Below are 22,329 nucleotides of genomic sequence, written 5' to 3'. Positions count from 1 at the left end.
ACAGGAGGGCTCCTCTACGGAGCCGGGTGACAAACCCGGCGTCCTCCTTTCCGCAGCGTCCGTTCGATCTCCCGGTCTCCCTGTCGCACCCCTCGGGTGGTGCTGAGGATGTCCATCGTCCTGACCGTGCTCAGCCTGCTCGGCTTCGTCGCCCTCACCCTCGGAACGGCCCTGTTCGTCGCCGCCGAGTTCTCTCTCACCGCACTCGAACGCAGCACCGTCGAAGCGGCCGCCCGCGAAGGTGACACCCAGTCACGGCTGGTGAAACAGGCTCATCACACCCTGTCCTTCCAACTCTCCGGCGCCCAGCTCGGCATCACCATCACCACCCTGATCACCGGCTTCATCGCCGAACCCGTGCTGGCCCGACTGCTCGATCCGCTGCTGGACGGCATCGGGTTGAGCGAAAGCGCTTCGCACGGCGTCGCGTTGGCGCTGGCCTTGATCATCGCGACATCGCTGTCGATGATCTACGGCGAACTGGTGCCCAAGAACATCGCGATCGCCGAGCCGATGAAGGTGGCCCGGGTCACCTCGGGTCCGATGATCGGGTTCTCCGCCCTGTTCAAATGGCTCATCCGCTTTCTCAACGGCGCCGCCAACTGGGTTGTTCGCAGGCTGGGCATCGAACCCGCCGAAGAACTGCGCTCGGCCCGCTCGCCCCAGGAACTCGGTTCGCTGGTGCGTACCTCCGCCATGCGCGGCGCGATGGATCAGCGCACCGCGCAGGTGATGGACCGCTCGCTGGAATTCGGTGAGCGCAGCGCCGAGGATCTGATGACGCCACGGGTGAAGGTCGAATCGCTGGACCGCGACGACACCATCGCCGATCTCATCGCCGCCGCCGCGCGCACCGGCTATTCCCGGTTCCCGGTGGTCGACGGCGACCTCGACAACACCCTCGGCGTGGTGCACGTCAAGCAGGCGTTCACCCATCCGGGCGAGCTGCGCAAGCAGATCCCACTCAGCAAGCTGGCTGTCGCGGTGCCGATCGTGCCCGCCAGTTTGGACGGCGACGAAGTCCTGGAGCGGGTCCGCGCCGACGGCATGCAGGTGGCACTGGTCGTCGACGAATACGGCGGCACCGCGGGCATGGTGACCATGGAGGACCTGATCGAGGAGATCCTCGGCGACGTGCGCGACGAGCACGACGAGGAGGAGCGCGATGTGCGCCGGGTCTCCGACGGCTGGGACTGCTCAGGCCTGATGCGCATCGACGAGGTGTCGCGCGCGACCGGCTACGACGCACCCGAGGGCGAATACGAAACCCTCGGCGGACTGGTTCTGGCCCAGCTCGGCCGTATCCCGGTGACCGGTGACGAAGTGGTGCTGCCAGAATCCCGCGGTTCCGGCGGCGGCTGGATCGCCCGCGTGGAACGCATGGACGGACGGCGCATCGACCGGATTCGATTGATCCCCGTCGACGCGGCCAACCTCTCGGCACGGGAGCAGACTCATGGGTGACCTGTTCGGAATCTTTCTGACCGTCGTGCTCCTGGCAGGCAACGCGTTCTTCGTCGCTGCCGAGTTCGCGCTCATCTCGGCCCGCCGAGACCGCCTCGAAGCCCTTGTCGCACAAGGCAAGAAGAAGGCCCAGACGGTCATCGAAGCAGGCGAGAACCTGTCGATCATGCTGGCCGCGGCCCAACTCGGCATCACCATCTGTTCGATCCTGCTCGGCCGAGTGGGCGAACCAGCGATCGCGCACCTGATCGAGCGTCCGTTCGAATTGCTCGGTCTGCCGGAGCAATTGCTGCATCCGGTGGGCTTCACGCTGGCGCTGACCATCGTGGTGATCCTGCACATCCTGCTCGGCGAGATGGTGCCGAAGAACATCGCCCTCGCGGGCCCGGAACGGTCGGCGCTGCTGCTGGTGCCGATCCATCTGATGTGGTTGCGGATCGCCCGACCGCTGATCGCGCTGTACAACCTCGCCGCGAATATGACGCTGCGGATGCTGCGGATCGAGCCCAAGGACGAGCTCGACGCCACGGTCTCGGCGCTGGAACTGGCCGAGATGATCGGCGAATCCCGCTCCGAGGGACTGCTCGACGAGGAAGAACACCGCAGGCTCACCCAGGCGCTGGGCACCTCCGAACAGATCGTCGGCGATGTGATGGTCCCGTTGGCCCAAGCCAGATCGGTACCCCTGATCGGCAACGGAACCACCCTCGGCGAGGTGGAAGCGGCGGTCTCCGAAACCGGCTTCTCCCGCTATCCGGTCGCCGCCTCCGACGGCTCCCTGGTGGGCTACCTACACATCAAGGACGTCCTCGACGAGGTCGCCGACGACAACGCCGGTCCTGACACCGTCATCCCCCGCACCGACATCCGCCCGCTGCCCACCGTCAGCACCGGAACTCCGCTGTACGAAGCGTTGGCCCGGTTGCGCCGCACCAGCAGTCACCTGGGACGGGTGGTCGACAGTCGCGGCAACACCGTCGGCGTGGTCGCGTTGGAGGACCTGATCGAGGAGTTCGTCGGCACCGTGCGCGACGGCACCCACCGCCTCGCCGAATAGGGCCTGCACCAACCGATCTCGCGCACGACACTGCGTCGTGACAAGTTCACACACAGGCACACCGGGACACGGCTCGACCAACTGGTCGGGCCGTGTCCTTTGCTGTCAGTCGGCCACCGCCCGAGGTTGGCGCTTGACTATTGGTAACCAATCGGTTACCAATTAAGAGATGGACGTATTCGAGGCTTTGGCCGACTCCGTGCGCCGAGACCTACTCGAGCGCCTCGCGGGCGCACCGGCCCGGGTTGTCGATCTCGCCGCGGAATACCCCATCAGCAGGCCGGCGATCAGCAAGCATCTGCGGGTACTCGCCGATGCGGGTCTGGTCTGCGCCGAACAGCACGGTCGCGAACGCCACTATCGCCTCGCCCCCGCGGGGCTCGCACCGTTGCACCACTATCTGGAGCAGCTGCAGCGGACCCGGCCGCCGATTCCGGAGCACGCGCTCGACGGTCTCGACCTCGAAGTACGCCGTACCACTCGGGAACGCCGGGGCACGACCAGCACCGACAGCGACAAGGAGCAGACCGCATGACCATCCCCACAGCGACCGGACACCGCCGCGACCTCGCCGACGGCACCTACTGCGAATGGACCCGAACCTTCCGCGCGCCGATCGAAGACGTCTGGGCCGCCGTCACCGAGCCGCAGCGACTCGCGCGCTGGCTCGGCACCTGGACCGGCGACCCGGCGACCGGCGAAGTGAAGTTCCAGATGCTCTTCGAGGGCGAGATGCCCGCCGAGCGATTTCGGATCGACGAATGCGACGCCCCGCACCGGCTGCGGGTCACCACCTCCATGCCCTACGACGGGGAGAACCCCGAACACTGGCAGCTGCGCCTCGATCTCGCCGAGGAAGGCGGGATCACGACCCTGACCTTCGCCCAGATCGTGCCCGACCCCGCCATGGCGGAGAACGTCGGACCGGGCTGGGACTACTACCTCGACCGGCTGGTCGCCGCCGAGGCCGACCGCGACCCGGCCACGGTGAACTTCGAGGACTACTACCCCGCACTGTCCGAGCACTACCGCAAGGAATTCGGACGCAACCACTGAGCCGGATTCGCTTGTCCCACAAGGTGCTCGACTACGACTGTTCGGCGGGTAGGGGATCGAGGGTCCCGAGGCCGTGGATCAGGATGCTCACGGCGACGTCGATCAGATCGTCGAGCGGCAGCGGTGTGTCGGCCAGCGTCCAGTCCACCATCAGCTCGGTCATGCCGCCGGCGAACAGCATCGCCGCGATCGCCAGACGCTCGGTGGCGGGAATATGGAAATAGGCCTCGGCGAAACCGGCTATCAGCTGGGCGAATTCGTGCATGACCGCGCGGCGGTGCACCTCGAGCGCGGAGCTGACGCCGACAACCTCGATGAAGATGACACGGGCGCGACGAGGGTCCGCGGCCACGGTCCGGACGAAGGCCTCGACACTGGCGTGCGCCTGCGGAGCCAGCTCGGGTTCAGCGTTCGCGAGCGCCGCCAGGGTGGCGGTGCGGACCTGTTCGATCTCACCGTCGTAGACCGCGCTCAGCAGTGCCTCGCGATGGGTGAAGGACTCGTAGAAGTACCGTTCGGTCAAGCCCGCTCGATCGCAGATCTTCTTGACCGAGGACGCCTGATAGCCGATGGTGCCGAAAAGTTCCAGGCCGGCCGCCAGGAGAGCGGCTCGACGCTCAGCGCTTCGACTCGCCTTGTCCCGCCCGCCGTAACGGCGCGACGCGGTCTCGGTCTCGGTCACAATCCTCCCGCATCCGTCTACCCGACTTCCGGAGTCTCCATCCTATCCAGTCGCCCGATTCTGACATGAACCCTTATCAGAATCGGGCGAGGCAGGGCGAGCTGGGTCAGACGGTGGCGCGCGGCGGTATCGTGATCGTCCCGTAGTCGAGTCCACCGTGGGTGAAGGTCGGCACGACCGGCCACTGACGCTTCCAATTCGCGCATTCCGACGACGGAACAACTTGCAGCCAGCGCGAATCGCGCGGCGACCGGGAAGCCATGGTCTTCTCCTTGACCATGGAATCGTACTGATCCAGCGAGTCCTCGAGAGTATTCGCGTTGAGCACGACTTCGCGGCCGTAGAACGCGGCCTGCTGCCGGACCCCGGGGATCTTGGACAATTCCGGCTGCCAGCTGTCGGCCGCCATCCCGTTCTCCGAAGACACCCAGACGCCGTCGGGCGTATTCACACACAGCGAGTGATTTCCGTCGGTGTGCCCGGGCGTCCACAGCAGGCTGACCCCGACACCCAGTTCGACGTCACCGTCGAGGACTTGCAGCCGCTCGGCGGGCACGCCATCCATGCCGCCGTCGACGTACCATGCCCACTGCATCGGGTGCACCGATTCCAGCGTGCCGAGTTCCTTGCGCTGCACGAGCATCCGCGCGTTCGGGAACAGCGAGTCACGCGGGCCCGCCTCACCGTCGATCGTCCGGTCGCTACCCATGATCATGCGGACGTCCTGCACGTGCAGATGGTCGAAACTGACGTAATCGACATCCTCGTCGCGCAAACCGAGTCGGGGCAGCACCGCCTCGGGATCGTTGTAGTACTTGACGAACAGCGAGTCCGCGCGCAGAGTGCGCGAGAGTTTCTGCAGCTTCGCGTAGAACGGGGCCTTGCCCGACCCGGCCGCGACGGTGGGCTCCCAGACCAGTGTCCGCAGCGCGCCGTCGAATCCCTCGAATTGGACCACGAACATCCGGTTGATGATCGAGATCATCGGGTTGGGGCCGATCGAATAGCCCTGGAACGCGAACCGCTGCGGATACGGGGCGGCGGCGATGTCGAAGCTCTTGATCGCGCGCACCTGCCCCTGTCGGAGGAACCGCTCGCGGTAGCGGCGTGCGGCCTCGCGCACGGCTTCGAGGCGGTCACCGCGCGGCCACACGTCGTGGACACCGGCGAACTCCGGAATCGGCCGGACATCGCCGCGAGCATCGGTTGTCGTCATCGCAAATTTCCTGACGTAGGAGTGGAGGCAGGTTCGTAGACCCTGTGTTCATAATCGGACCGGCTCGACGAATCATGAACGGCAGCAACCTGATCCGGCACCATGGCGAGCAGGATACGGTCCCGCAGGAAGGCCGGGAGCACGTTGACCACGCGCAGTAGCGGTCCGATGTAGCCGGGGACGGTCACCTCGAATCGGGGGCGCTCGATCGCCCGCACGACGGCGCGAGCGACGTCGGCGGGCTGGAGCAGTGCCACCCCGCCGTTGTCGGTGCCCGTCGCCAATTCGGTGTCCACCACGGTCGGCATGATCACCGAGAGGTCGACGCCACTGTCGCGCAATTCAGCGCGCACCCCGGTCAGGTAGCCGAGAATCGCGTGCTTGGTGGCGGCATAGGAAGACTCACCGGGCGGGGCGAGCTTCGACGCGGCGGAGGCCACGGTGACGATGTGCCCGGCGCCGCGGGCGCGCATGGCCGGTGCGGCGAGGGTCACCCCGTTGATGACGCCGTGCACATTCACGTCGAACTGTCGCCGCCGCACCGCCTCGGGTTCCCGGTCGAACGGGCCGACCCACATGACCCCGGCATTGTTGACGAGCACATCGAGCGGACCCCACCCCTGCTCGGCCGCGGCCAGAAACGCCGCGAACGACGCCCGTTCGGCGACATCGAGGTCGAATCCCCGCACCTTCGCACCCAGTTCGGCGGCGGTGGCGCGGGCCGCCGATCCGTCGATATCGCCGATCGCGACGCGCGCGCCCGCCCGTGCGAGCTGCGCGGCGATCTCTCTTCCGATCCCACGGGCACCGCCGGTCACCGCGATGACCCGCCCTGTCAATGGCCGTCGCACGTCAGCGATACCTCCGTGTTCGCAATTTGACATGGTGTCATGTCAGCAACCTACAGGATCTCGGAAGTTTTGACATGACTTCTTGTCAGTTGCCCTGTTGTCCGCGCATGATGTGCGCCATGGATCGATATCTCGACGCGACACCGTCGCGCGCCAGCCGGGCCGTGGCCGCGGTCATGCTGCTGACGGTGCGCCGATTGGGCTCGCTGCTTCCCGCGACTCGGGCAGGCACCCGTATCGGACGATCGGCGATGCACGGACTGCGCCTGGTCATGCCGTCATGGACAGTGGCACGCTTTCCCGTCCACGAACGGGCAGACACCGACGTCGCGGTGCGCGGCGAGTGGGTGAACGCACTACCCGAACTGCGGGAACCGATCATCTACTACCTGCACGGCAGTGCGTACTTCTCCTGTTCGCCGGGCACCCATCGCGGTCTGATCTCGCGGGTGGGTCGCGCGTGCGGACGCCCCGTTTTCGCCGTGCGCTACCGGCTCGCACCCGAACACCCTTTCCCCGCGGCACATCAGGACGCGCTGCGGGGCTACCTCTGGCTGCTCGCCCGCGGACATCGACCCGCCGATATCGTCGTCGCGGGAGATTCCGCCGGCGGACACCTGGCGCTGGCCCTCGTCGGCGAGCTCGCCCGGCGGGGACTTCCACAACCGTCGGGGCTGGTGCTGTTCTCGCCGCTGGCCGACCTCACCATGGGACTGGCCGCCACGAAGGAACCGGCCCTGCGCGACCCGTACGCCTCGGCCACCACCGCCCACCGGCTGATCGGCATGTATCTCGCCGGAGCCGATCTCACCGATCCCCGCCTGGACGTCGCGGCCGGAATCGTCCCCGGATTTCCGCCGATGCTCATCCAAGTCGGCGGCCTCGAGATCTTGCAGGCCGACGCCGAACACCTCGCGGCGACCGCCCGCCGCGTCGGTGTGCGCTGTGACCTACAGGTCTGGGCAGGCCAAGTGCACGTCTTCCAGGCGGGATACCTGGCCGTCCCGGAAGCTGTCGCCGCCTTGGCGCAGGTGAGCGCGTTCGTCACCGCTCTCGATCGCGCCGGCGGGGCGCAGCATCGGACGCTCGCGTGATCACCGACGCCGGGCCCCGCCCTTACCCGAGAGTGTTCACCCGCGTGGAAGCGGCTGGGGCGCTGTGTAATCCCGCCCGCCGCCCCGAGAAGACGCAGTCGGAAATCGACAGTCCACTGACGTAGGAGTTCGAACAGATGCCGACCGCCGCGCGCCCTGCGGCGAAGAGCCCAGGAACGACTCCCCCGGCCTCGAGCCGCACAGCGCCGGTGTCCTCGTCCACCAGCAGACCACCGAGGGTGAGCATGGGCATGGGGTAGGTCAGCCGCGCCTTGAACGAGATGTCGAGCAGGGCGAACGGTCCGGTACGAATCGGACGACGGATGTCGTCGGGCTTGCCCAACGGATCGGGCTGGTCCTGCTCGATCGCCCGGTTGTGCGCGTCGAGGGTTTCACGCAGCGCCGACTGGTCGATCCCGGCACGGGCGGCCACCTCCTCCACGGTGCTACCGGAGACGCGCCCGATCCGGAGCAAACGCTCGGTCTGCATCCGCTGGAACCACACCGACTGGGGGCCGATCTGCCTGCGAGCCTCGGCCTCGAGTTCGGAGTCCACGAGCAACCAGGCGCGGTGGCCCGGACTGGCGGCGATGGCCGCGCCCAGCGCCGCGCCGTAGCGGGACTCGTCGATCATGCGCTTGCCGAGGGAATTCACCGCGACAGCGCCGAAGAAGGCGCTGGGCGGCGCGATGAAACGCCACGTCGACAGCGCGTCCATCTTGCCGCTCGCCGCGCCGATGTCGAGTGCCATGGTGATGCCGCTGCCGTCGTCGCCCGCGCTGCCCAGCGGCAGTCCTTGCGACCACGGATACTCGGGGGCGTGCCGAGCGACCATCTCGCCATTGGCGATGAAGCCGCCCGTGGTGAGCACGACACCGGATCTCGCCTGGATCCTGACCGGCCGTCCATGCTTGCGCTCGATCCGGGCCAGCAGCATTTCCACCGCCCGGCGTAAACCCTGGTGGTACACACCGGGTTTGGCCGAGATCCGAGCGAGCGCGGCGAATCGGCGCCGCACCGCCGCGGGCGCACCGTCGATCGTGATCGCCTCGACGCCGGTCACCCGACCCTCCTCGACGACGAGCCGGGCCGCCCTGGTGCCGGTCCGGACTCGGACGCCGTGCGCGGCCGCCGACTCGGCCAACGGCGCGAACAGCGCTTTGCCCGACACTCCGGGACCGTGGACGCGGTGACCACGCTGGCGCGGCTTCGCGAGATCCCGGTAGCGGCCCGAGTTTTCGCTGCCCGAGAAGTACAGGTAGTAGTCGTCGGTGGGGTACGACGTCTTGTACGGGCACACCGACGCCTGGAAGGGCACGCCGTGCTCGGTCAGCCAGTCGATCATCGCCGCGGACTGTTCGCAGAATCGGCGCAGTGTCGAGGCGCTCACCGCGTCGCCGACCTCGGCCTCCAGATACGCGACCATGTTGTCGACGTCGTCATCGATGCCCGCTTCGCGCTGCACCCACGTGCCGCCGCCCGCGTACACGATGCCACCCGACAGCGTCGTGGCGCCGCCACCCAGGTACCGGTCGAGGGCCAGGACCTCGGCGCCGGATTCCCGCGCGGCCAGCGCCGCGACCACTCCCGCACCGCCGTATCCGACGACCACGACATCGGCTGCATCGTCCCAGGCCCGCACTTGTCTCACCTTCCGAGCAGAGGCCGACCGCATCGCCGCCGCCTATAACGTGTTCTAGAAAACGAACTATAACGTGTTCTAGATTACAGCGCGGCGAGTCACCGATCCGAGCCCCCGCTACATCAGTCCGCGGCCGGTGGTGAGGGGAAGATCGGTGGCGGTCAGCAGGCCGGGGCGGGCTTCGACCACGGCGGCGACGGCGCTGACCAGGCGGGCGGCGGTACCGACCACACCGGCGAGCGCGTGGTCGCCGTTGCTGGAGAGCTGTAGATCCAGCTGATAGTCGGGTTCGCCCTGGATTTCGACCCGGTAGCAACCCGTTCCGGTCGGCTGTGGCCAATCGGGAGCCAGGTCGGGGTGCAAGCGGGTGACGTGCTCGAGGGTCAGTACCTCGCGATCGGCACGGATGCCGTGCACCTGGAAGCGCAGGGCCGCGGCGGCGCCCGGCGCGATGGTGCGGTCGCCCACGGTGAGTTCCTCGGTGGCCGGCAGTCGTTCGAAATGTTGTGTCACGGAGTCGAGTTCGATATCGAGAGCAGCGGCGAGCTGTCGGACGACACTGCCCCAGGCGAGGGTGAGGACGCCGGGTTGCAGCAGCATGGGCAGGGCGTCGAGATCGCTGCCGAAACCCATGATGTCGAAGACGACCTTGGGATTGTCGTAGGTGGAGTAGTCCATGATCTCCGAGCAGATGATGCGGTCGATCCGCTCGGAACCGCTGGAGAGCAGCAGCGGAAGCCAGTCGTTGGCCCAGCCGGGATCGATGCCGTTGACCCACAGGGACGCGCCGCCCTCCTCGGCGGCCGCGATGATCGGGGCGATCGCCTCGTCAGGGAGGGTTCCGTACGGGTACTGCAGGAAGACGGGACTACTGGAGACCACGTTGATGCCGGCGCGCAGGAACCGTTTCAGGTCCTCGACCGATTCCATGAGCCGGTCGTCGGCCATGGCGGTGTGCACGATGCAGTCGGGTTTCATGGCCACCAGGGCATCGGCATCGGTGGTGGCGGTAATGCCGGTTTCGAGAGACAGCCCGGCGAGTTCGCCCGCGTCCTTACCCGCTTTGGCGGAGCTCGATACCCAGACGCCGACGAGTTCCAGTTCGGGCCGGGCGATGATGGAACGCAATGCTCGCGCACCGACATTCCCGGTGCTCCATTGGATTACACGGTAGGTCATGTCAGATCCTTTGTACGGGTGCGGATCACAGGTCGGGCAGGCCGAGTTCGAAATTGGGGCTTTCGATGCCGCCGTCTATCTCCAGAATCTTGCCGGTGATGTAGCCGCCCGCGCGTGAACTGAGGTAGACGGTGGCAGCCCCGATTTCCCAGGGTTCGCCGAGTCGACCCAGCGGGGTCGCGCCTTCCATGGCAGCTTTGATTTCCGGTTGCCGCGCAATGACATCCAGCGCGGAGGTGAGTACCGAACCGACCGCGATGGCATTGACGCGGATGCGTGGGGACAGGTCCGTGGCGGCCAGCCGGGTCCAATGCGCGAGGGCGGCTTTGGCGGTGCCGTAGGCGAGGAAGCCACGGCCGGCGGTGCGCCCCATCATCGAGGAGATGCTGACGACCGATGCGGCGTCCGACTCCAGCAGGTACGGCACCGCGGCCTGGGTGAGGGCATGCGCGGTGGACACATTGAAGCGGAAGGCCTCCTCCAGAAATTCCGGGGAGGTGGTCATGAAGGTATTGGGCATGGTGCCGCCGACATTGTTGACCACGATGTCGATGCGGCCGAGTTCGGCGGCGGCGGTATCGGCGAAGGCTTTCACCGCGGCCAGGTCGGACAGGTCCGCCGACACGGTGACGGCACGGCGGCCCAGGGCGCGGATCTTCGCCGCGACCTCGTCGAGTTGCTCGGTGGTGCGCGCGGCGATGGCGACGTCGGCACCGGCTTCGGCGAGCGCGAGCGCGGTGGCCGCGCCGATACCGCGGCCCGCTCCGGTGACGATGGCAACGCGACCGTCGAGCCGGAAGGCATCCAGGATCATGTCGAAAGCTCCTCTCCGATATGGCCGCGTGTGGTCGCGGTCACAGGCAGTTTTAAGAACTATCGCTTAACTGTCAAGTACTAGTTCTCATTCGTGCTGGTGAGCGACTATTGTGCGAACTGTGGCAGGGACATCAGCGCGGGAACGCATCATCGTCGCGGCGGAGCGTCTGATCGCGGAGAACGGGCGGGCGGTGCCGCTGCGCGATATCGCCGCTGCCGCAGGTCAGCGGAACAATTCAGCGATCCAGTATCACTTCGGATCCCGCGACGGGCTGATCGAAGCGGTGGTCGAGTTCCGGCTGGCGACGCTGGAGGTGCGGCGGCTGGAATTGCTCGCCGAACAAGCGGGTTCGGGTCGCCCGCCAGGGTTGCACGGGCTACTCGAAGCCCTTGTGGTGCCGATGTTCGAGCTCGGCGAGCGGCACGGTATTCGGCATTACGCGCGATTCCTCGAGCAGATCCACCCGCATCCGGCGGTCTCCGATGCGACCAATCTCGATAGTGCCGAACGCACTTCGGTGCGCGTGATCATGCAGGGCCTCGACCGGGAGCTCACCACCTTGCCACCGCGGTTGCGGGTGCGGCGGTTGCGGGCGCTGACCACCATGCTTTTCGCGCTCCTGGCCGATCACGAACGCGCGGCGGAAGTCGGGGATGCGCGGGCAGGCGATGCGCGGGCATGGGGCGAAATCATCGACATGCTCGCCGGATCACTCGCCGCTCCCGTCAGTGCGCCCGGTGTGGCGTCGCGCGGAAGAAGCGGCGTCGAATCATGGCAGAGGACCTGACCGTCACTCGGGCGCTGGTGATCCCCGCGTCCGAGTTGCGCGAGCGGTTCTCCCGGTCGTCGGGTCCGGGAGGCCAGCACGTCAACACCACCGACAGCCGGGTAGAGCTGTCGTTCGACCTCGCCAACTCGCCCTCGGTGCCGGAGTGGCTGCGCACCCGGATGCTGGAGCGCCTGTCCGCCCGCCTGGTCAACGGGGTGCTCACGATCGCCGCATCGGAGCAACGCGCACAGCTGCAGAACCGCGCCACCGCCCGCGAGCGCCTGGCCTCGCTACTACGTGACGCCGCTGCCGCCCCGCCGCCGGTTCGCCGACCCACCAAGCCCTCGCGCGGCGCGAAGGAGCGTCGCATCTCCGAGAAGAAGCGGCGCGGCGTCACCAAACGCAACCGCCGCGCCTCCCCCGACGACTGACCAGTGACCAGGCGTCGCCGGTACGACAGCGGCGCGATCAGACCTCTGCCGCGTAACGGCGGATCGTGATCGGGACCGCGACGGCGAACAGCACGGCGATCCAGGCGGTCGCCGCCGCGACCGGATGCTGCATGGGCCAGGCGCCACCGGCCGCGTCGGGCAGGTCGGCGCCGAGCAGCTCGCGCAGCGCGGCGACGATGGCGCTCATCGGATTCCACTCCGCGATCGCCGCCACCACCGGCGGCATGGTCGCGGTCGGGACGAAGACATTCGAGAACATGATCGTGCCGAAGATCAGCGGCGCCGTCTGCTGGAGCATCTGCTCATCACGGATCGCCGCGCCCAGCGCGATGCCCAGCCACGACAGCGCGCAGCGGAAGGCGAGCAGTAGCGCGATCGCCACCGCCACGTCGCCGAGCGTGGCGTCGACCCGCCAGCCGAGCAGGTATCCGATGCCCGACATCAGCGCGAGCGCGACGACGCCGATCACCGTTTCGGCCATGGCGAATCCGGCCGGTGCGGCCGCGGGTGGGAGCGGCAACGCGCGAAGGCGATCGGTGAATCCGCTGTGCAGGTCGGCATTCGCGGTCGACGCGGTCGAGGTCAGGCCCATGGCCGCGACCAGGACCAGCACGCCGGGCACCAGATAGGCGCGGTAGGCCGTGGCATCGCTGCCGCCGGCGAGCGCGCCACCGAAGACGAAACCGAACAGCAGCATCATGCCCAGTGGCGCGGCCAAGGTGATCGCGAACAGGCCGGGCGAGTTGCGGTAGTTCTGCAGCACGCGGCCGAACAGCACCGCCGCACCGGTGAACACGGACACCGATCGGGTGTCGACGGCACTCATGCCCGCACCTCCCGCTCACGACCGGTGAGTGCGAGAAAGGCATCGTCGAGCGTCGTCGCGCGGGTGCCGATATCGCGCACGGCGATCTCGGCGGCGTCGAGTGCGCGCAGGACCGCGAGCAGGCCGGGCGCCTCCCCGGCGAAGGTGAACGACAGCTCCATCGGCGAATGCCGCTGTGCCGGTGGGAAGTCCGACGGCGAGCCGCCGAATCCGGCCAGCACCGCGGCGACCTCGTCGTAGCGAAGCGGATCGTCGACGACCAGGTCGAGCCCGGCGGGCACGACCGCCAGGATCTGTTCGGGCGTGCCCGCCGCGACGACTCGACCCGCTTCCAGGATCGTGATCGCGTCGGCCAGGCGCTGCGCCTCGTCGAGATACTGGGTGGTGAGTAGCACGGTGGTCCCCTTGTCGACGAAATCGCGGATATAGCTGTAGATCTCGTTGCGGCTGTGCGGGTCGAGCGCGGTCGTCGGCTCGTCGAGAAACAGCACGGCGGGGCGCACGATCATGCCCGCGACGATGTCGAGCCTGCGCCGCATACCGCCCGAGAAGGTGCGGACCACACGATCGGCGGCATCGGCCAGGTCGAACCGGTCGAGCAGCTCACCCGCGTGCCGCCGGGCCTCGGCGGTGCGAAAGCCGTTGAGACGGGCCAGCAACACCAGATTCTGCCGTCCGGTCAGCCGCGGGTCGACGGCGTGGAACTGACCGACCAGGCCGAGTTGGCGTTTCGCGCTGTCGGCCTGGCGAACGGTGTCGAAACCGCGGATCGCGGCGCGGCCCGAGGTGGGCCGCGCCAGGGTCGCCAACATGCGCACGGTGGTGGTCTTGCCCGAGCCGTTCGGGCCGAGCAAGGCGTGCACCTGACCGGGCGGAACCAGCAGATCCACCCCGTCCACCACGGTGTCCTTGCCATAGGTCCTGGTCAGTGCAGCGGCTTCGATGGCATGCACGGCAATCTCCCTTCATTGAGAACAGTGTTCGCAATTACACGATACGCATCTGCTAACACTGTTCGCAACTAGGCAGGTGGGGCATGCTGGCAGGTATGACGCACACCGGATCCTCGCTGTGGTCGCGCGGCACGACGTCGCGGCCGGGACCGCGCCCGGCCTACACGCTCGATCAGCTCGCCGACACCTGTGTGCGGCGCGCCGATGCGGGTGGACTGCGCGCCGTGTCGATGCGTGGGGTGGCCGACGACCTCGGCACCGCGGCCGCCTCGCTGTATCGCTATGTCGACGGCAAGGACGACCTGATCGCCCTCATGGTCGACCGGGTCGCGGGGGAATACCGGTATCCGGAACCGACCGGCGACGTCCACGCCGACGTCCTCGCGCTGGCGCAGCAGTCCCGCGCACTACACCGCAGGCACCCGTGGCTGGTCGAGGCGACACCGTCGAGCATGGGCCCGAATTCGGTGCGCTACATGGACCGGATGGCGGGCGCGCTGGCGCCTGCCGGACTCGACGCGCGCGCCGTCATGATGGGTGTGGCGATGCTCTCGGGCTGGGGCGCGAGCTTCGCCGCCCAGGAAACCGCGGGCCTGTCCGCCGGCGATCTCGGTGGCGCATTGGTGGCCTCGACCAGCGATCCGGCGCGCGACTATCCGAACCTGACCACGCTGTTCGGTGCGGCTCCCGCTGGGGCGAGCGTCTCGGTCGACAACGACGCGGTGTTCGTCGCGGGCATCGATGCGCTGCTGTTCGGCATCCTGCCGCGCGCGTAATCGCCTTACAGGCTGCGAACACCCCAAGGCCCGATTCGTGGCGAATCCGTCACCTTCTGTGGCCCTTTAATCGAGATACGCTTCGGCGATAGCCGAGGTGGTCATCGCAAGCACCTCGAGCATCCACTCGACCCCGCTCGCCAGGTTCGAGCTGTCGCCGATCGTCCAACCGCCGATGATTACGCTCGCGCCGGATTCGAATCCTTCGTGCACAGCGGCCAGGACATTGTCGATCGGTACGCCTTCTCGCGCCCATTCCAAAGCTGCCCTGCGAATTCGCTGCGTCATTTCCGCAGCATCCCCGCCATCGATCATGCTTGTGACCAGCTCGCGGCAGATGTGGGCTATCTCGACCGGGTCGCTAGGTGGATGAGCGGGAAGAGATCCGAATGGAGCGCTGTTCCGAACCGAGCGTTTGAGGCGTTGCTCAGCAATGCTGAGCACATTTTCCCTCGGGTCCGACTTCGTTCCATCAGATACCGTCAGCGTCGGTCCGCCCAGTTCGAGGTCTGCCAGCGGACCATTGCGTACATCGTCGGTGTTCACCATGTAGGACCACTCATTTCATGGACATCCAGGTCTGACCAGGTGGCCGGTCTCGGCCAGTGGCAGGACTTCGATGCCGTCGACTCGACCCCGCTCGGTGTCCTCATCTCGGGTTGCGTGATTTGAGGTGGCGTGCGAGGTCAGCGGTCATGGCCGCGAACTGGCGCGTGAGTTCAGGTGTTGACAAGGCATCGAGGAGCAGCTGACGCACAACGCTGATGTAATGCGGTACCGCGTCGGTAAATGCGTCGAGACCGGCGTCGGTAAGCTCGACGTACCTGCCGGTATCGTTGCCGCGGGTTACCAGTCCAGCACGCTCGAGTTTGGCGACGACGTGCGACATTCGCGAGATCGACGCATCGGTTGCTTCTGCTAACAGGATCATGCGCTGGCGTCGTCCAGGTCGGGCGTACAGCAGTTCCAGAACACGATATTGGAAGTGGTTGAGCCCGCACTTTCGTCGCAGCCGCGTTTCGAGCTCAGGTGCCATCAATGCCACTACGCTGGCCAAGGAATTCCAGGCGTCGACTTCGTCGTCTGTGAGGCGCTGGCTCATCGCAGCGCGATCTCGAAGCGAACGGCAACCCTGTCCGACATGTCTTCCGCTCCAGCCGAACTGCGGGGCTGCCAGGATCCGCGATGCCCTTTGAGGTGACGCCGGGCATGCCGAGTGGATGCCCGACGCCGATTCCGTGCAGGTTCGACGAGCATCACGAGAACACCTGGCACCACTGCACGGAAACCGTCATGAATCAGCCGATTCGCGACGGTGGAGGACAAACGGCGCGCCGCTGGACGGGCCACCCGGGATTCCGAATGTCAGACCCAGCAGACCGCGGGAGCTGAAAGGACGGAGTTCGTCGGTGACGCGGTTCCAGGGAAACCGTGCGGTCGCCGGGTAGCTGACGATCAACGCTGGCTCGCCGTCGACGCGTGAGGCGCCGATCCGCGCGGTGATCGGGATCGATGGCTCGATGGTGCCGCGACGGCGTACGAGGTTCACGCCGCGCAGGTAGGCGTCGGAATCGTCCGGCTCGGTGAAGGACTTACCGCACCAGCCTCGCATTCCGCTCACCGCTACGGTCAACGGTCCGCAACCGCGCAACCAGAGCGGTCCGGCGAATTGTCCTTCGTGATCGCCGACAAGGTCGGACAGCCTTGGTTCGGGGGCGGCGCGGAACGCGGCATACACAGTGTGCAGTTTGCCGCGGGCGTTCACATCGGGGGACGTAGACATCAGTTCTGCTCCTGGTGACAAGGGGACTTGCCGCCGACTGCGGTGATGGGCAGTCGCAGCGCGGCGGGCGAATGCGCCGGCACGGTCGCAGCGGTGGGGGTCACCGCGGCGACCCGCCGGTAAGGCGAGCCGAGGTGCGGGCGGCTGTCGGTCTCACCTTTGTTGGGCCACAACGACATCGCGCGTTCGGCCTGGGCGGTAATGGTCAATGACGGATTGACGCCGATGTTCGCCGACACCGCCGCACCGTCCACCACATGCAGACCGGGATGGCCGTAGACGCGGTGATAGGGGTCGATGACGCCGGCTTCGGGAGACTCGCCGATGACACAGCCGCCGAGAAAATGGGCCGTGACTGGAACGTCGAAGATCTCACCGACCGTGCCCATCGGAAACCCGTCGATCTTTTCGGCCGCGCGTCGCATCACTTCGTTGGCGACCGGAATCCAAGTCGGGTTCGGTTCGCCGTGGCCTTGGCGCGACGTTACCCGGGTCCGCCCGAAGCGCATTTTGGTGTAGAGCGTCAGAGAGTTGTCGTGGGTCTGCATGACCAGCGCGATGATCGAACGTTCCGACATGTGGCGGATCCCGAGATAGAGCGAGGCGAGGTGGCCTGGGTGACGCAGGACCTGTCCGATCCAGGTCACCCAGCGAGGGAATCGGCCACCTCCGTCGGTCATCACTGTCGCCATCAATCCCACGGCGTTGGAGCCTTTGGCGTAGCGATTGGGTTCGATGTGCGTGTGCTCGTCCGGGTGGATGGACGAGGTGATCGTGACGCCTCGGGTGAAGTCGTACTTCTTCCGATTGCGCATCTTGGTCGTCACACCGACGAGCGCTTCGGAATTGGTACGGGTCAGAATCCCCAGACGATCCGAGATTCCCGGCAGCGTTCCATCGGCCTTGAGACGGTGCAGCAATTGTTGTGTGCCCCAGGTGCCCGCGGCGAAGATCACCTGATCCGCGGTGAACGTGATGGCAGTGCGATCGGAAAACCACGCACCGGTTTCCACGGCGGTCACTTCATAGCCGCCCTGGGGCAAGGGCTTTACACGGGTCACGGTCCGTTCCGCGTACACCGCGGCCCCAGCTCGCTCGGCGAGGTAGAGATAATTCTTGACGAGGGTGTTCTTGGCGCCGTAGCGGCACCCGGTGAGGCAGCCTCCGCATTCGATACAGCCGGTTCGAGCGGGTCCGGCGCCGCCGAAATACGGATCCGCGACCGTCACCGATGGTTCTTTCGCGTCACCGCGACCGAAGAACACCCCGAGCGGTGCCATGGAGAAGGTATCGCCGACGCCCATGTCGTCGGCGACCTCTCGCATCAGCTCGTCGGCGGGTGTGAGCGTGGGATTCGGCCGGACGCCGAGCATGCGCTCGGCCTGGTCGTAATAGGGGGCGAGTTCCGCGCGCCAGTCGGTGATGTGCGCCCACTGGAGGTCATCGTAGAAGTTGCTCGACTTGGGCTCGTAGAGGGTGTTCGCGTAGACGAGCGAACCACCGCCGACACCGGACCCGGCCAAAACGACGACATCGGGCAGCACATGGACACGTTGGATCCCTTTACACCCGAGCTTGGGCGCCCACAGAAATTTGCGGATATCCCACGATGTCCGAGGGAAATCCTCGTCGGCAAATCGGCGTCCCGCCTCGAGTACCGCGACCCGGTATCCCTTCTCGGTCAACCTCAGCGCCGAGACACTGCCACCGAAACCACTGCCGATGACAACGACGTCGTAGTCGGAACTCATGTGATGGAAGGCTCCTGCCGTGATATGCGCGAGCTCACCACGTTACGAAGGCGGTGACGTCGACGACAGCGCTATCGCCGCCATGTGGTTGTCATTTTCTGCCACCTGTGGGTAGGTTCGCCGCGTGGCGAGTTTCGAGTTCGGTCAGCACCTGCCGATCAGCGCGGCCAGTGTTCAGCTGATGGTCCAACTCGCCGCGCGTCGTGGCTGGTCCGCGGACGAGTGCCTCGACGGTTCGGGCATCGACCCCGGTGTGCTCGATGATCCGTTCGCTGAGATCACCGCCCGTCAAGAATTCGACGTGATGCGCAATCTCGACGAGTTACGTTGCGGGGAGCCCGGATTCTGGGTCGAGGTGGGGACGAACTATCACGCGGGGATGCACGGCTCGTGGGGAATGGCACTGCTCACCAGCCGGTCGCTGCGGGATGTCATCGAGTTGACCGCGGAGTTCGTCGAACTCGCCTGGGTGTTCACCACGATCACCGTCACCGAATATGTGGACACCGACGAGGTCGGCATCTACATCGACGACGGCGACCTACCACCGGATATCGCTTCTATTCTGGTGGAACGGATTTCGGCGGCGATCACGTCGATCCTGCGCGACCTGACGAACACCGACGTGCCGGCGTCCTCGGTGCGCTTCCGGCACTCCGCGCCATCGAACACCGGCCGCTACGTCGACGCGTTCGGAACAGAACCGGATTTCGATGCCGATCGCAACGAGTTGGTCGGCGACTCGGCCTGGCTCGATACTCCCTTGCCGCAGGCCAATGACCTGGTTCGGCGTGGCTATGAGGCCGCGTGTCGCGACCTGCTCGGCAAGCGCCGTGCCCGAACCGGTTTCGCCGGTGCGGTGCGCGATGTCCTGACGCGCGAACCCGGCCGGATCCCCCCACTCGCCGAGGTGGCCGCTGTACTGAATGTGAGTCCACGCACGCTTGCACGGCGCCTCGCCGACGAAGGCGCGTCATATCGCGCACTGGTCGATGAGCTGCGTCAGGCGTTGGCCGAGGAAATGCTGCGGAACTCACCGCTGACCACAGCCCAGATCGCGAATCGTCTCGGGTACACGGATTCGGCGAACTTCATCCGGGCGTTCAAGCGATGGCGAGATATGACACCGCGATCGTTTCGGTCGACGTCCCCTACGCGGTGCTGAAAAGCGCTTGTCGACCCAGGTGGAGTGGCCACCGCAACACCCGATCGAGGGCGAATCCACCGAGCAAAACCGGTGCGCGAGAATAGCAGGGTGAGCGCGCGCGACAATCTCGACCACGCTCTCGACCTGCGGGTATTGTCGTCGGTCGAGTGGCGGGCCGCCGCGCGCGCACACCGTGATCGGCTCGATCGACTGGTCGGTCCCTATCTCGAACGCCGTGCGGCAGGAACCACCCATCCGGTCGTGGACTTTCTCTTCACGTACTACGGCAACAAGCCTGCGCAGTTGCGGCGGTGGCATCCGGGGTTCGGGATCGGGCTGCGTGATGCGGGCGATTACCGGGGGGCGCGGGGATACCACGAGGTTGCGCACGATCGGGGTGTGTTCACGGCCGATCCGGCCTATCTGTCCAAGCGTCGGGACACGATCGAGTTCGTTTCGAGGCTGCTCACCGCGACCGCGCGGCGCCCGGCGCACTTGTCGTGCTTCGGACTGCACGAGTGGGCCATGGTCTATCGCACCGACGAGGTGCGCCACCAGCAGGTTCCGCTGCGTCTGGGCCACGCGGGCACCGACGAGGTGGTGGAGTCGATGCCGTTGCGGTGCACGCATTTCGACGCGTTCCGGTTCTTCACTCCGGAGGCGGTGGGTCGCAATGCCGAACCGCTCACCCGCGCGGACCAGGTGGAACGCGAACAGCCCGGTTGCCTGCACGCCAACATGGATTTGTACAAGTGGGGCTTCAAACTCGCCCCACTGATCTCCTCTGATCTACTGCTCGACTGTTTCGAACTCGCCTGCACCGCACGCGAACTCGACATGCGAGCCAGCCCCTACGACCTGTCCGATTTCGGCTACGAGCCGGTCCGCATCGAAACCCCCACCGGCCGAGCCGATTACGTGCGCGCTCAGGCCGCGATCGCCGAATCCGCCGACGCGCTGCGGGGCCGCATGCGACTGGCCTGCGCCGAGTTGTCCTCGGCGCAGGCCAGATCAGACGCTACGGGCTAGCCTCGATCGTCGGAGACGATGCGGCGCTCGTTCTTGTCGAGGACCGGAGGCTCGTCCACCGCCGGTTCGGTGACCAACGCGAAATCGCCTTCGTGCAGTTCGGTGCCCTGGTCGACGGCGCCCTCGACCAGTTCGACGCCACGGTCCATCCGCAGAATCAGCGGGTCATCGCTCAGGTCCTTGTACAGCGACACGCACATCGCCACCATCACCACCAGGAACGGCAGCGACACGACCGTGGTCAAGGCTTGCAGGCCCGTGAGCGCGCCGCCGAGATTGTCGGAATCGGCGATGGCCAGCATGATCGCGGCGACGGCGCCGGTAGCCGCGCCCCAGAAGATGACGACCCACTTCGACGGTTCGATACTGCCGCGTTCGGACAGGGTGCCCATCACGATGGAGGCCGCGTCGGCGCCGGAGACGAAGAAGATCGCGACGAGGATCATCACGACGACCGTGGTCACCGAGGTGATCGGGTACTGGTCGAGCAGGTGGAACAGGGCGAAGTTGGAGTCGACCGAGCCGTCGGGTTCGGTGAGGTCACCGTTCTCCGCCTGCTCGAAGATGCCCGCTCCACCGAAGATCGCGAACCACACCAGGCTGACCACGCTCGGCACCAGCAGCACGCCGGTGACGAACTGGCGGATGGTGCGGCCGCGACTGATCCGCGCGATGAACATGCCGACGAACGGCGTCCACGAGATCCACCAGGCCCAGTAGAAGATCGTCCAGCTCGACAGCCAGGCCTGCATCTCCTCGTCGCCCGCACCGGTACGCGAGGCCATGGTCGGCAGGGCCTCGATGTAGTCACCGATCGAGGTGGGCAGCATATTGAGGATGAACAGCGTCGGGCCCGCGATGAACACGAACGCCGCGATAGCCAGGGCCAGCACCATATTGATGTTGGACAGCCACTGGATGCCGCGTGCCACCCCGGAGACCGCCGACAAGACGAAGGCGACGGTCAGGGCCGAGATGATCGCCACCAGCCCGAGCTTGCCGATCCCGTCGATCCACCCGTTGAACTCCATGCCCGCGCCGATCTGCAGGGCGCCCAAGCCGAGGGAGGCCGCTGATCCGAACAGGGTCGCGAAGATCGCCATCATGTCGATGACGCGACCACCGATACCGTCGGCGTGGTGGCCGAGCAGCGGCCGGAACACCGAGGAGATCAACTGCGAGCGGCCTTTTCGGAACGTGCCGTAGGCGATGGCCAGGCCGGCGACGGCGTAGATCGCCCACGGGTGCAGTGTCCAGTGGAACAGTGTGGTGGCCATGGCGATCTCGGCGGCCGCCGGTGAGCCGGGCGCGGCAGTGTGCGGCGGCGGATTCACGAAGTGCGACAGCGGTTCCGCCACACCCCAGAACATCAGACCGATGCCCATGCCCGCGCTGAACATCATCGCGATCCACGACACGGTGCGGAATTCGGGTCTCTCGTCGTCGGCGCCCAGCGGGATCCGGCCGTAGCGGCTGACCGCCAGCCAGATCACGAAGACGACGAACGCTGTCGCGGTGAGCACGAACAACCAGCCGGTATTGGTGATGACCCACTTCTGGGCGGTGCTCGCCGCGGAGGCGAGACTCTCGTCGTCGAGGACGCCCCAGGCGACGAAGGCGAGCGCGCCGATCGCGGTGGCGCAGAAGATGAGCAGATCCAGCCTGGGCTTGCCCGGCGATCCACCGGCTACCACTCCGCCGGGCGGCGGTGCGGCGCCGGAACTTCCTACGACATCGTTCGACATGGATCCGAGTCCTCTCCGATCGCGGAAACTCCCCGCCTTT

23 protein-coding genes are annotated in these 22,329 nt (G+C 66.6%); 10 read left to right on the top strand and 13 right to left on the bottom strand.

Annotation, left to right across the window (positions count from 1 at the left end; translation table 11 throughout):
* Window positions 1-108: 108 nt before the first annotated feature.
* From IBJ82_RS04935 to IBJ82_RS04920, 4 genes are all read left to right on the top strand, one after another.
* On the top strand, window positions 109-1,464 hold the full coding sequence (locus IBJ82_RS04935; RefSeq protein WP_194824698.1) for a hemolysin family protein: 1,356 nt from the start codon (window positions 109-111) through the stop codon (window positions 1,462-1,464).
* On the top strand, window positions 1,457-2,521 hold the full coding sequence (locus IBJ82_RS04930) for a hemolysin family protein (protein WP_194824697.1): 1,065 nt from the start codon (window positions 1,457-1,459) through the stop codon (window positions 2,519-2,521). The genes IBJ82_RS04935 and IBJ82_RS04930 overlap by 8 nt, the downstream gene beginning before the upstream one ends.
* 169 nt (window positions 2,522-2,690) lie before the next feature.
* Window positions 2,691-3,056: a helix-turn-helix transcriptional regulator gene (locus IBJ82_RS04925; protein ID WP_194824696.1), complete on the top strand. Its 366-nt coding sequence runs from the start codon at window positions 2,691-2,693 to the stop codon at window positions 3,054-3,056.
* A complete protein-coding gene (locus IBJ82_RS04920) occupies window positions 3,053-3,577 on the top strand; it encodes an SRPBCC family protein (RefSeq protein WP_194824695.1) in 525 nt (174 codons plus the stop codon). Before IBJ82_RS04925 ends, IBJ82_RS04920 begins: the two co-directional genes overlap by 4 nt.
* Window positions 3,578-3,608: 31 nt before the next feature.
* Here IBJ82_RS04920 and IBJ82_RS04915 read toward each other — a convergent pair whose 3' ends face one another.
* The 3 genes from IBJ82_RS04915 to IBJ82_RS04905 form a co-directional block, all read right to left on the bottom strand.
* On the bottom strand, window positions 3,609-4,259 hold the full coding sequence (locus tag IBJ82_RS04915; protein WP_194824694.1) for a TetR/AcrR family transcriptional regulator: 651 nt from the start codon (window positions 4,257-4,259) through the stop codon (window positions 3,609-3,611).
* Between the two features lie 106 nt (window positions 4,260-4,365).
* Window positions 4,366-5,475, bottom strand: coding sequence for a hypothetical protein (locus IBJ82_RS04910; RefSeq protein WP_194824693.1), 1,110 nt, complete (start codon window positions 5,473-5,475; stop codon window positions 4,366-4,368).
* Complete coding sequence (locus IBJ82_RS04905) at window positions 5,472-6,359, bottom strand: SDR family oxidoreductase (RefSeq protein ID WP_194824692.1); 888 nt, start codon at window positions 6,357-6,359, stop codon at window positions 5,472-5,474. Before IBJ82_RS04905 ends, IBJ82_RS04910 begins: the two co-directional genes overlap by 4 nt.
* Before the next feature lie 86 nt (window positions 6,360-6,445).
* Between IBJ82_RS04905 and IBJ82_RS04900 the strand changes: the two genes are divergently transcribed.
* The gene (locus IBJ82_RS04900) at window positions 6,446-7,420 is read left to right on the top strand and encodes an alpha/beta hydrolase (RefSeq protein WP_194824691.1); all 975 of its coding nucleotides are present in this window, start codon (window positions 6,446-6,448) and stop codon (window positions 7,418-7,420) included.
* Window positions 7,421-7,442: 22 nt separating this feature from the next.
* Here IBJ82_RS04900 and IBJ82_RS04895 read toward each other — a convergent pair whose 3' ends face one another.
* From IBJ82_RS04895 to IBJ82_RS04885, 3 genes are all read right to left on the bottom strand, one after another.
* On the bottom strand, window positions 7,443-9,095 hold the full coding sequence (locus tag IBJ82_RS04895; protein ID WP_194824690.1) for an FAD-binding protein: 1,653 nt from the start codon (window positions 9,093-9,095) through the stop codon (window positions 7,443-7,445).
* An 84-nt stretch (window positions 9,096-9,179) separates the two neighbouring features.
* Window positions 9,180-10,241, bottom strand: a complete 1,062-nt coding sequence (locus IBJ82_RS04890; RefSeq protein WP_194824689.1) for a diacylglycerol kinase — start codon at window positions 10,239-10,241, stop codon at window positions 9,180-9,182.
* A 25-nt stretch (window positions 10,242-10,266) separates the two neighbouring features.
* The gene (locus IBJ82_RS04885; RefSeq protein WP_194824688.1) at window positions 10,267-11,055 is read right to left on the bottom strand and encodes an SDR family oxidoreductase; all 789 of its coding nucleotides are present in this window, start codon (window positions 11,053-11,055) and stop codon (window positions 10,267-10,269) included.
* A 121-nt stretch (window positions 11,056-11,176) separates the two neighbouring features.
* On the opposite strand from IBJ82_RS04885, the gene IBJ82_RS35280 reads away from it, so the two are divergent.
* Complete coding sequence (locus IBJ82_RS35280) at window positions 11,177-11,845, top strand: TetR/AcrR family transcriptional regulator (RefSeq protein WP_194824687.1); 669 nt, start codon at window positions 11,177-11,179, stop codon at window positions 11,843-11,845.
* Window positions 11,830-12,258: an alternative ribosome rescue aminoacyl-tRNA hydrolase ArfB gene (gene arfB / locus IBJ82_RS04875; protein ID WP_194824686.1), complete on the top strand. Its 429-nt coding sequence runs from the start codon at window positions 11,830-11,832 to the stop codon at window positions 12,256-12,258. Before IBJ82_RS35280 ends, arfB begins: the two co-directional genes overlap by 16 nt.
* 37 nt (window positions 12,259-12,295) lie before the next feature.
* Here the strand turns inward: arfB and IBJ82_RS04870 are convergent, their stop codons facing one another.
* Both IBJ82_RS04870 and IBJ82_RS04865 read right to left on the bottom strand, forming a co-directional pair.
* Entirely contained in the window at window positions 12,296-13,105 is an 810-nt protein-coding gene (locus tag IBJ82_RS04870) for an ABC transporter permease (RefSeq protein WP_194824685.1), read from the bottom strand.
* Window positions 13,102-14,058 carry an ATP-binding cassette domain-containing protein gene (locus IBJ82_RS04865; protein WP_194824684.1) on the bottom strand — a complete coding sequence of 319 codons (957 nt, stop codon included), beginning with the start codon at window positions 14,056-14,058 and terminating at the stop codon, window positions 13,102-13,104. Before IBJ82_RS04865 ends, IBJ82_RS04870 begins: the two co-directional genes overlap by 4 nt.
* A 95-nt stretch (window positions 14,059-14,153) precedes the next feature.
* Between IBJ82_RS04865 and IBJ82_RS04860 the strand changes: the two genes are divergently transcribed.
* Window positions 14,154-14,834, top strand: coding sequence for a TetR/AcrR family transcriptional regulator (locus IBJ82_RS04860; protein ID WP_228536439.1), 681 nt, complete (start codon window positions 14,154-14,156; stop codon window positions 14,832-14,834).
* Between the two features lie 66 nt (window positions 14,835-14,900).
* On the opposite strand, the gene IBJ82_RS04855 is transcribed toward IBJ82_RS04860, so the two are convergent.
* The 4 genes from IBJ82_RS04855 to IBJ82_RS04840 all read right to left on the bottom strand — a co-directional run bounded on the left by IBJ82_RS04855 (window position 14,901) and on the right by IBJ82_RS04840 (window position 18,368).
* Window positions 14,901-15,383 (bottom strand): hypothetical protein, encoded by a 483-nt coding sequence (locus IBJ82_RS04855; protein ID WP_194824682.1) that lies wholly within the window; start codon window positions 15,381-15,383, stop codon window positions 14,901-14,903.
* 100 nt (window positions 15,384-15,483) lie between these two features.
* Window positions 15,484-15,936 (bottom strand): MarR family winged helix-turn-helix transcriptional regulator, encoded by a 453-nt coding sequence (locus tag IBJ82_RS04850; protein ID WP_194824681.1) that lies wholly within the window; start codon window positions 15,934-15,936, stop codon window positions 15,484-15,486.
* Between the two features lie 189 nt (window positions 15,937-16,125).
* Window positions 16,126-16,617: a hypothetical protein gene (locus tag IBJ82_RS04845; protein ID WP_194824680.1), complete on the bottom strand. Its 492-nt coding sequence runs from the start codon at window positions 16,615-16,617 to the stop codon at window positions 16,126-16,128.
* Window positions 16,617-18,368 (bottom strand): GMC family oxidoreductase, encoded by a 1,752-nt coding sequence (locus IBJ82_RS04840; protein WP_194824679.1) that lies wholly within the window; start codon window positions 18,366-18,368, stop codon window positions 16,617-16,619. The genes IBJ82_RS04845 and IBJ82_RS04840 overlap by 1 nt, the downstream gene beginning before the upstream one ends.
* Window positions 18,369-18,492: 124 nt before the next feature.
* On the opposite strand from IBJ82_RS04840, the gene IBJ82_RS04835 reads away from it, so the two are divergent.
* Both IBJ82_RS04835 and IBJ82_RS04830 read left to right on the top strand, forming a co-directional pair.
* On the top strand, window positions 18,493-19,533 hold the full coding sequence (locus tag IBJ82_RS04835; RefSeq protein WP_194824678.1) for an AraC family transcriptional regulator: 1,041 nt from the start codon (window positions 18,493-18,495) through the stop codon (window positions 19,531-19,533).
* Window positions 19,534-19,623: 90 nt separating this feature from the next.
* The gene (locus IBJ82_RS04830) at window positions 19,624-20,544 is read left to right on the top strand and encodes a 3-methyladenine DNA glycosylase (RefSeq protein WP_370585149.1); all 921 of its coding nucleotides are present in this window, start codon (window positions 19,624-19,626) and stop codon (window positions 20,542-20,544) included.
* Here IBJ82_RS04830 and IBJ82_RS04825 read toward each other — a convergent pair.
* Complete coding sequence (locus IBJ82_RS04825) at window positions 20,541-22,289, bottom strand: BCCT family transporter (protein ID WP_194824677.1); 1,749 nt, start codon at window positions 22,287-22,289, stop codon at window positions 20,541-20,543. The genes IBJ82_RS04830 and IBJ82_RS04825 overlap by 4 nt on opposite strands.
* Between the last annotated feature and the right edge of the window lie 40 nt (window positions 22,290-22,329).

It is taken from the genome of Nocardia sp. XZ_19_231 (assembly GCF_015355705.1).
GTDB lineage: Bacteria > Actinomycetota > Actinomycetes > Mycobacteriales > Mycobacteriaceae > Nocardia > Nocardia salmonicida.
The sequence above is the reverse complement of the archived record's forward strand: the minus strand, read 5'-3'. Positions and strand labels throughout refer to the sequence as shown.

Bases quoted from the DNA above. Each gene is read 5' to 3' on its own strand.
- IBJ82_RS04825 (WP_194824677.1), bottom strand. From the start codon at position 22,289: ATGTCGAACGATGTCGTAGGAAGTTCCGGCGCCGCACCGCCGCCCGGC.
- IBJ82_RS04855 (WP_194824682.1), bottom strand. From the start codon at position 15,383: ATGGTGAACACCGACGATGTACGCAATGGTCCGCTGGCAGACCTCGAA.
- arfB (WP_194824686.1), top strand. From the start codon at position 11,830: ATGGCAGAGGACCTGACCGTCACTCGGGCGCTGGTGATCCCCGCGTCC.
- IBJ82_RS04870 (WP_194824685.1), bottom strand. From the start codon at position 13,105: ATGAGTGCCGTCGACACCCGATCGGTGTCCGTGTTCACCGGTGCGGCG.
- IBJ82_RS04850 (WP_194824681.1), bottom strand. From the start codon at position 15,936: ATGAGCCAGCGCCTCACAGACGACGAAGTCGACGCCTGGAATTCCTTG.
- IBJ82_RS04840 (WP_194824679.1), bottom strand. From the start codon at position 18,368: ATGAGTTCCGACTACGACGTCGTTGTCATCGGCAGTGGTTTCGGTGGC.
- IBJ82_RS04885 (WP_194824688.1), bottom strand. From the start codon at position 11,055: ATGATCCTGGATGCCTTCCGGCTCGACGGTCGCGTTGCCATCGTCACC.
- IBJ82_RS04920 (WP_194824695.1), top strand. From the start codon at position 3,053: ATGACCATCCCCACAGCGACCGGACACCGCCGCGACCTCGCCGACGGC.
- IBJ82_RS04925 (WP_194824696.1), top strand. From the start codon at position 2,691: ATGGACGTATTCGAGGCTTTGGCCGACTCCGTGCGCCGAGACCTACTC.
- IBJ82_RS04900 (WP_194824691.1), top strand. From the start codon at position 6,446: ATGGATCGATATCTCGACGCGACACCGTCGCGCGCCAGCCGGGCCGTG.
- IBJ82_RS04905 (WP_194824692.1), bottom strand. From the start codon at position 6,359: ATGTCAAATTGCGAACACGGAGGTATCGCTGACGTGCGACGGCCATTG.
- IBJ82_RS04895 (WP_194824690.1), bottom strand. From the start codon at position 9,095: ATGCGGTCGGCCTCTGCTCGGAAGGTGAGACAAGTGCGGGCCTGGGAC.
- IBJ82_RS04845 (WP_194824680.1), bottom strand. From the start codon at position 16,617: ATGTCTACGTCCCCCGATGTGAACGCCCGCGGCAAACTGCACACTGTG.
- IBJ82_RS04910 (WP_194824693.1), bottom strand. From the start codon at position 5,475: ATGACGACAACCGATGCTCGCGGCGATGTCCGGCCGATTCCGGAGTTC.
- IBJ82_RS04935 (WP_194824698.1), top strand. From the start codon at position 109: ATGTCCATCGTCCTGACCGTGCTCAGCCTGCTCGGCTTCGTCGCCCTC.
- IBJ82_RS04890 (WP_194824689.1), bottom strand. From the start codon at position 10,241: ATGACCTACCGTGTAATCCAATGGAGCACCGGGAATGTCGGTGCGCGA.
- IBJ82_RS04930 (WP_194824697.1), top strand. From the start codon at position 1,457: ATGGGTGACCTGTTCGGAATCTTTCTGACCGTCGTGCTCCTGGCAGGC.
- IBJ82_RS04860 (WP_228536439.1), top strand. From the start codon at position 14,154: ATGACGCACACCGGATCCTCGCTGTGGTCGCGCGGCACGACGTCGCGG.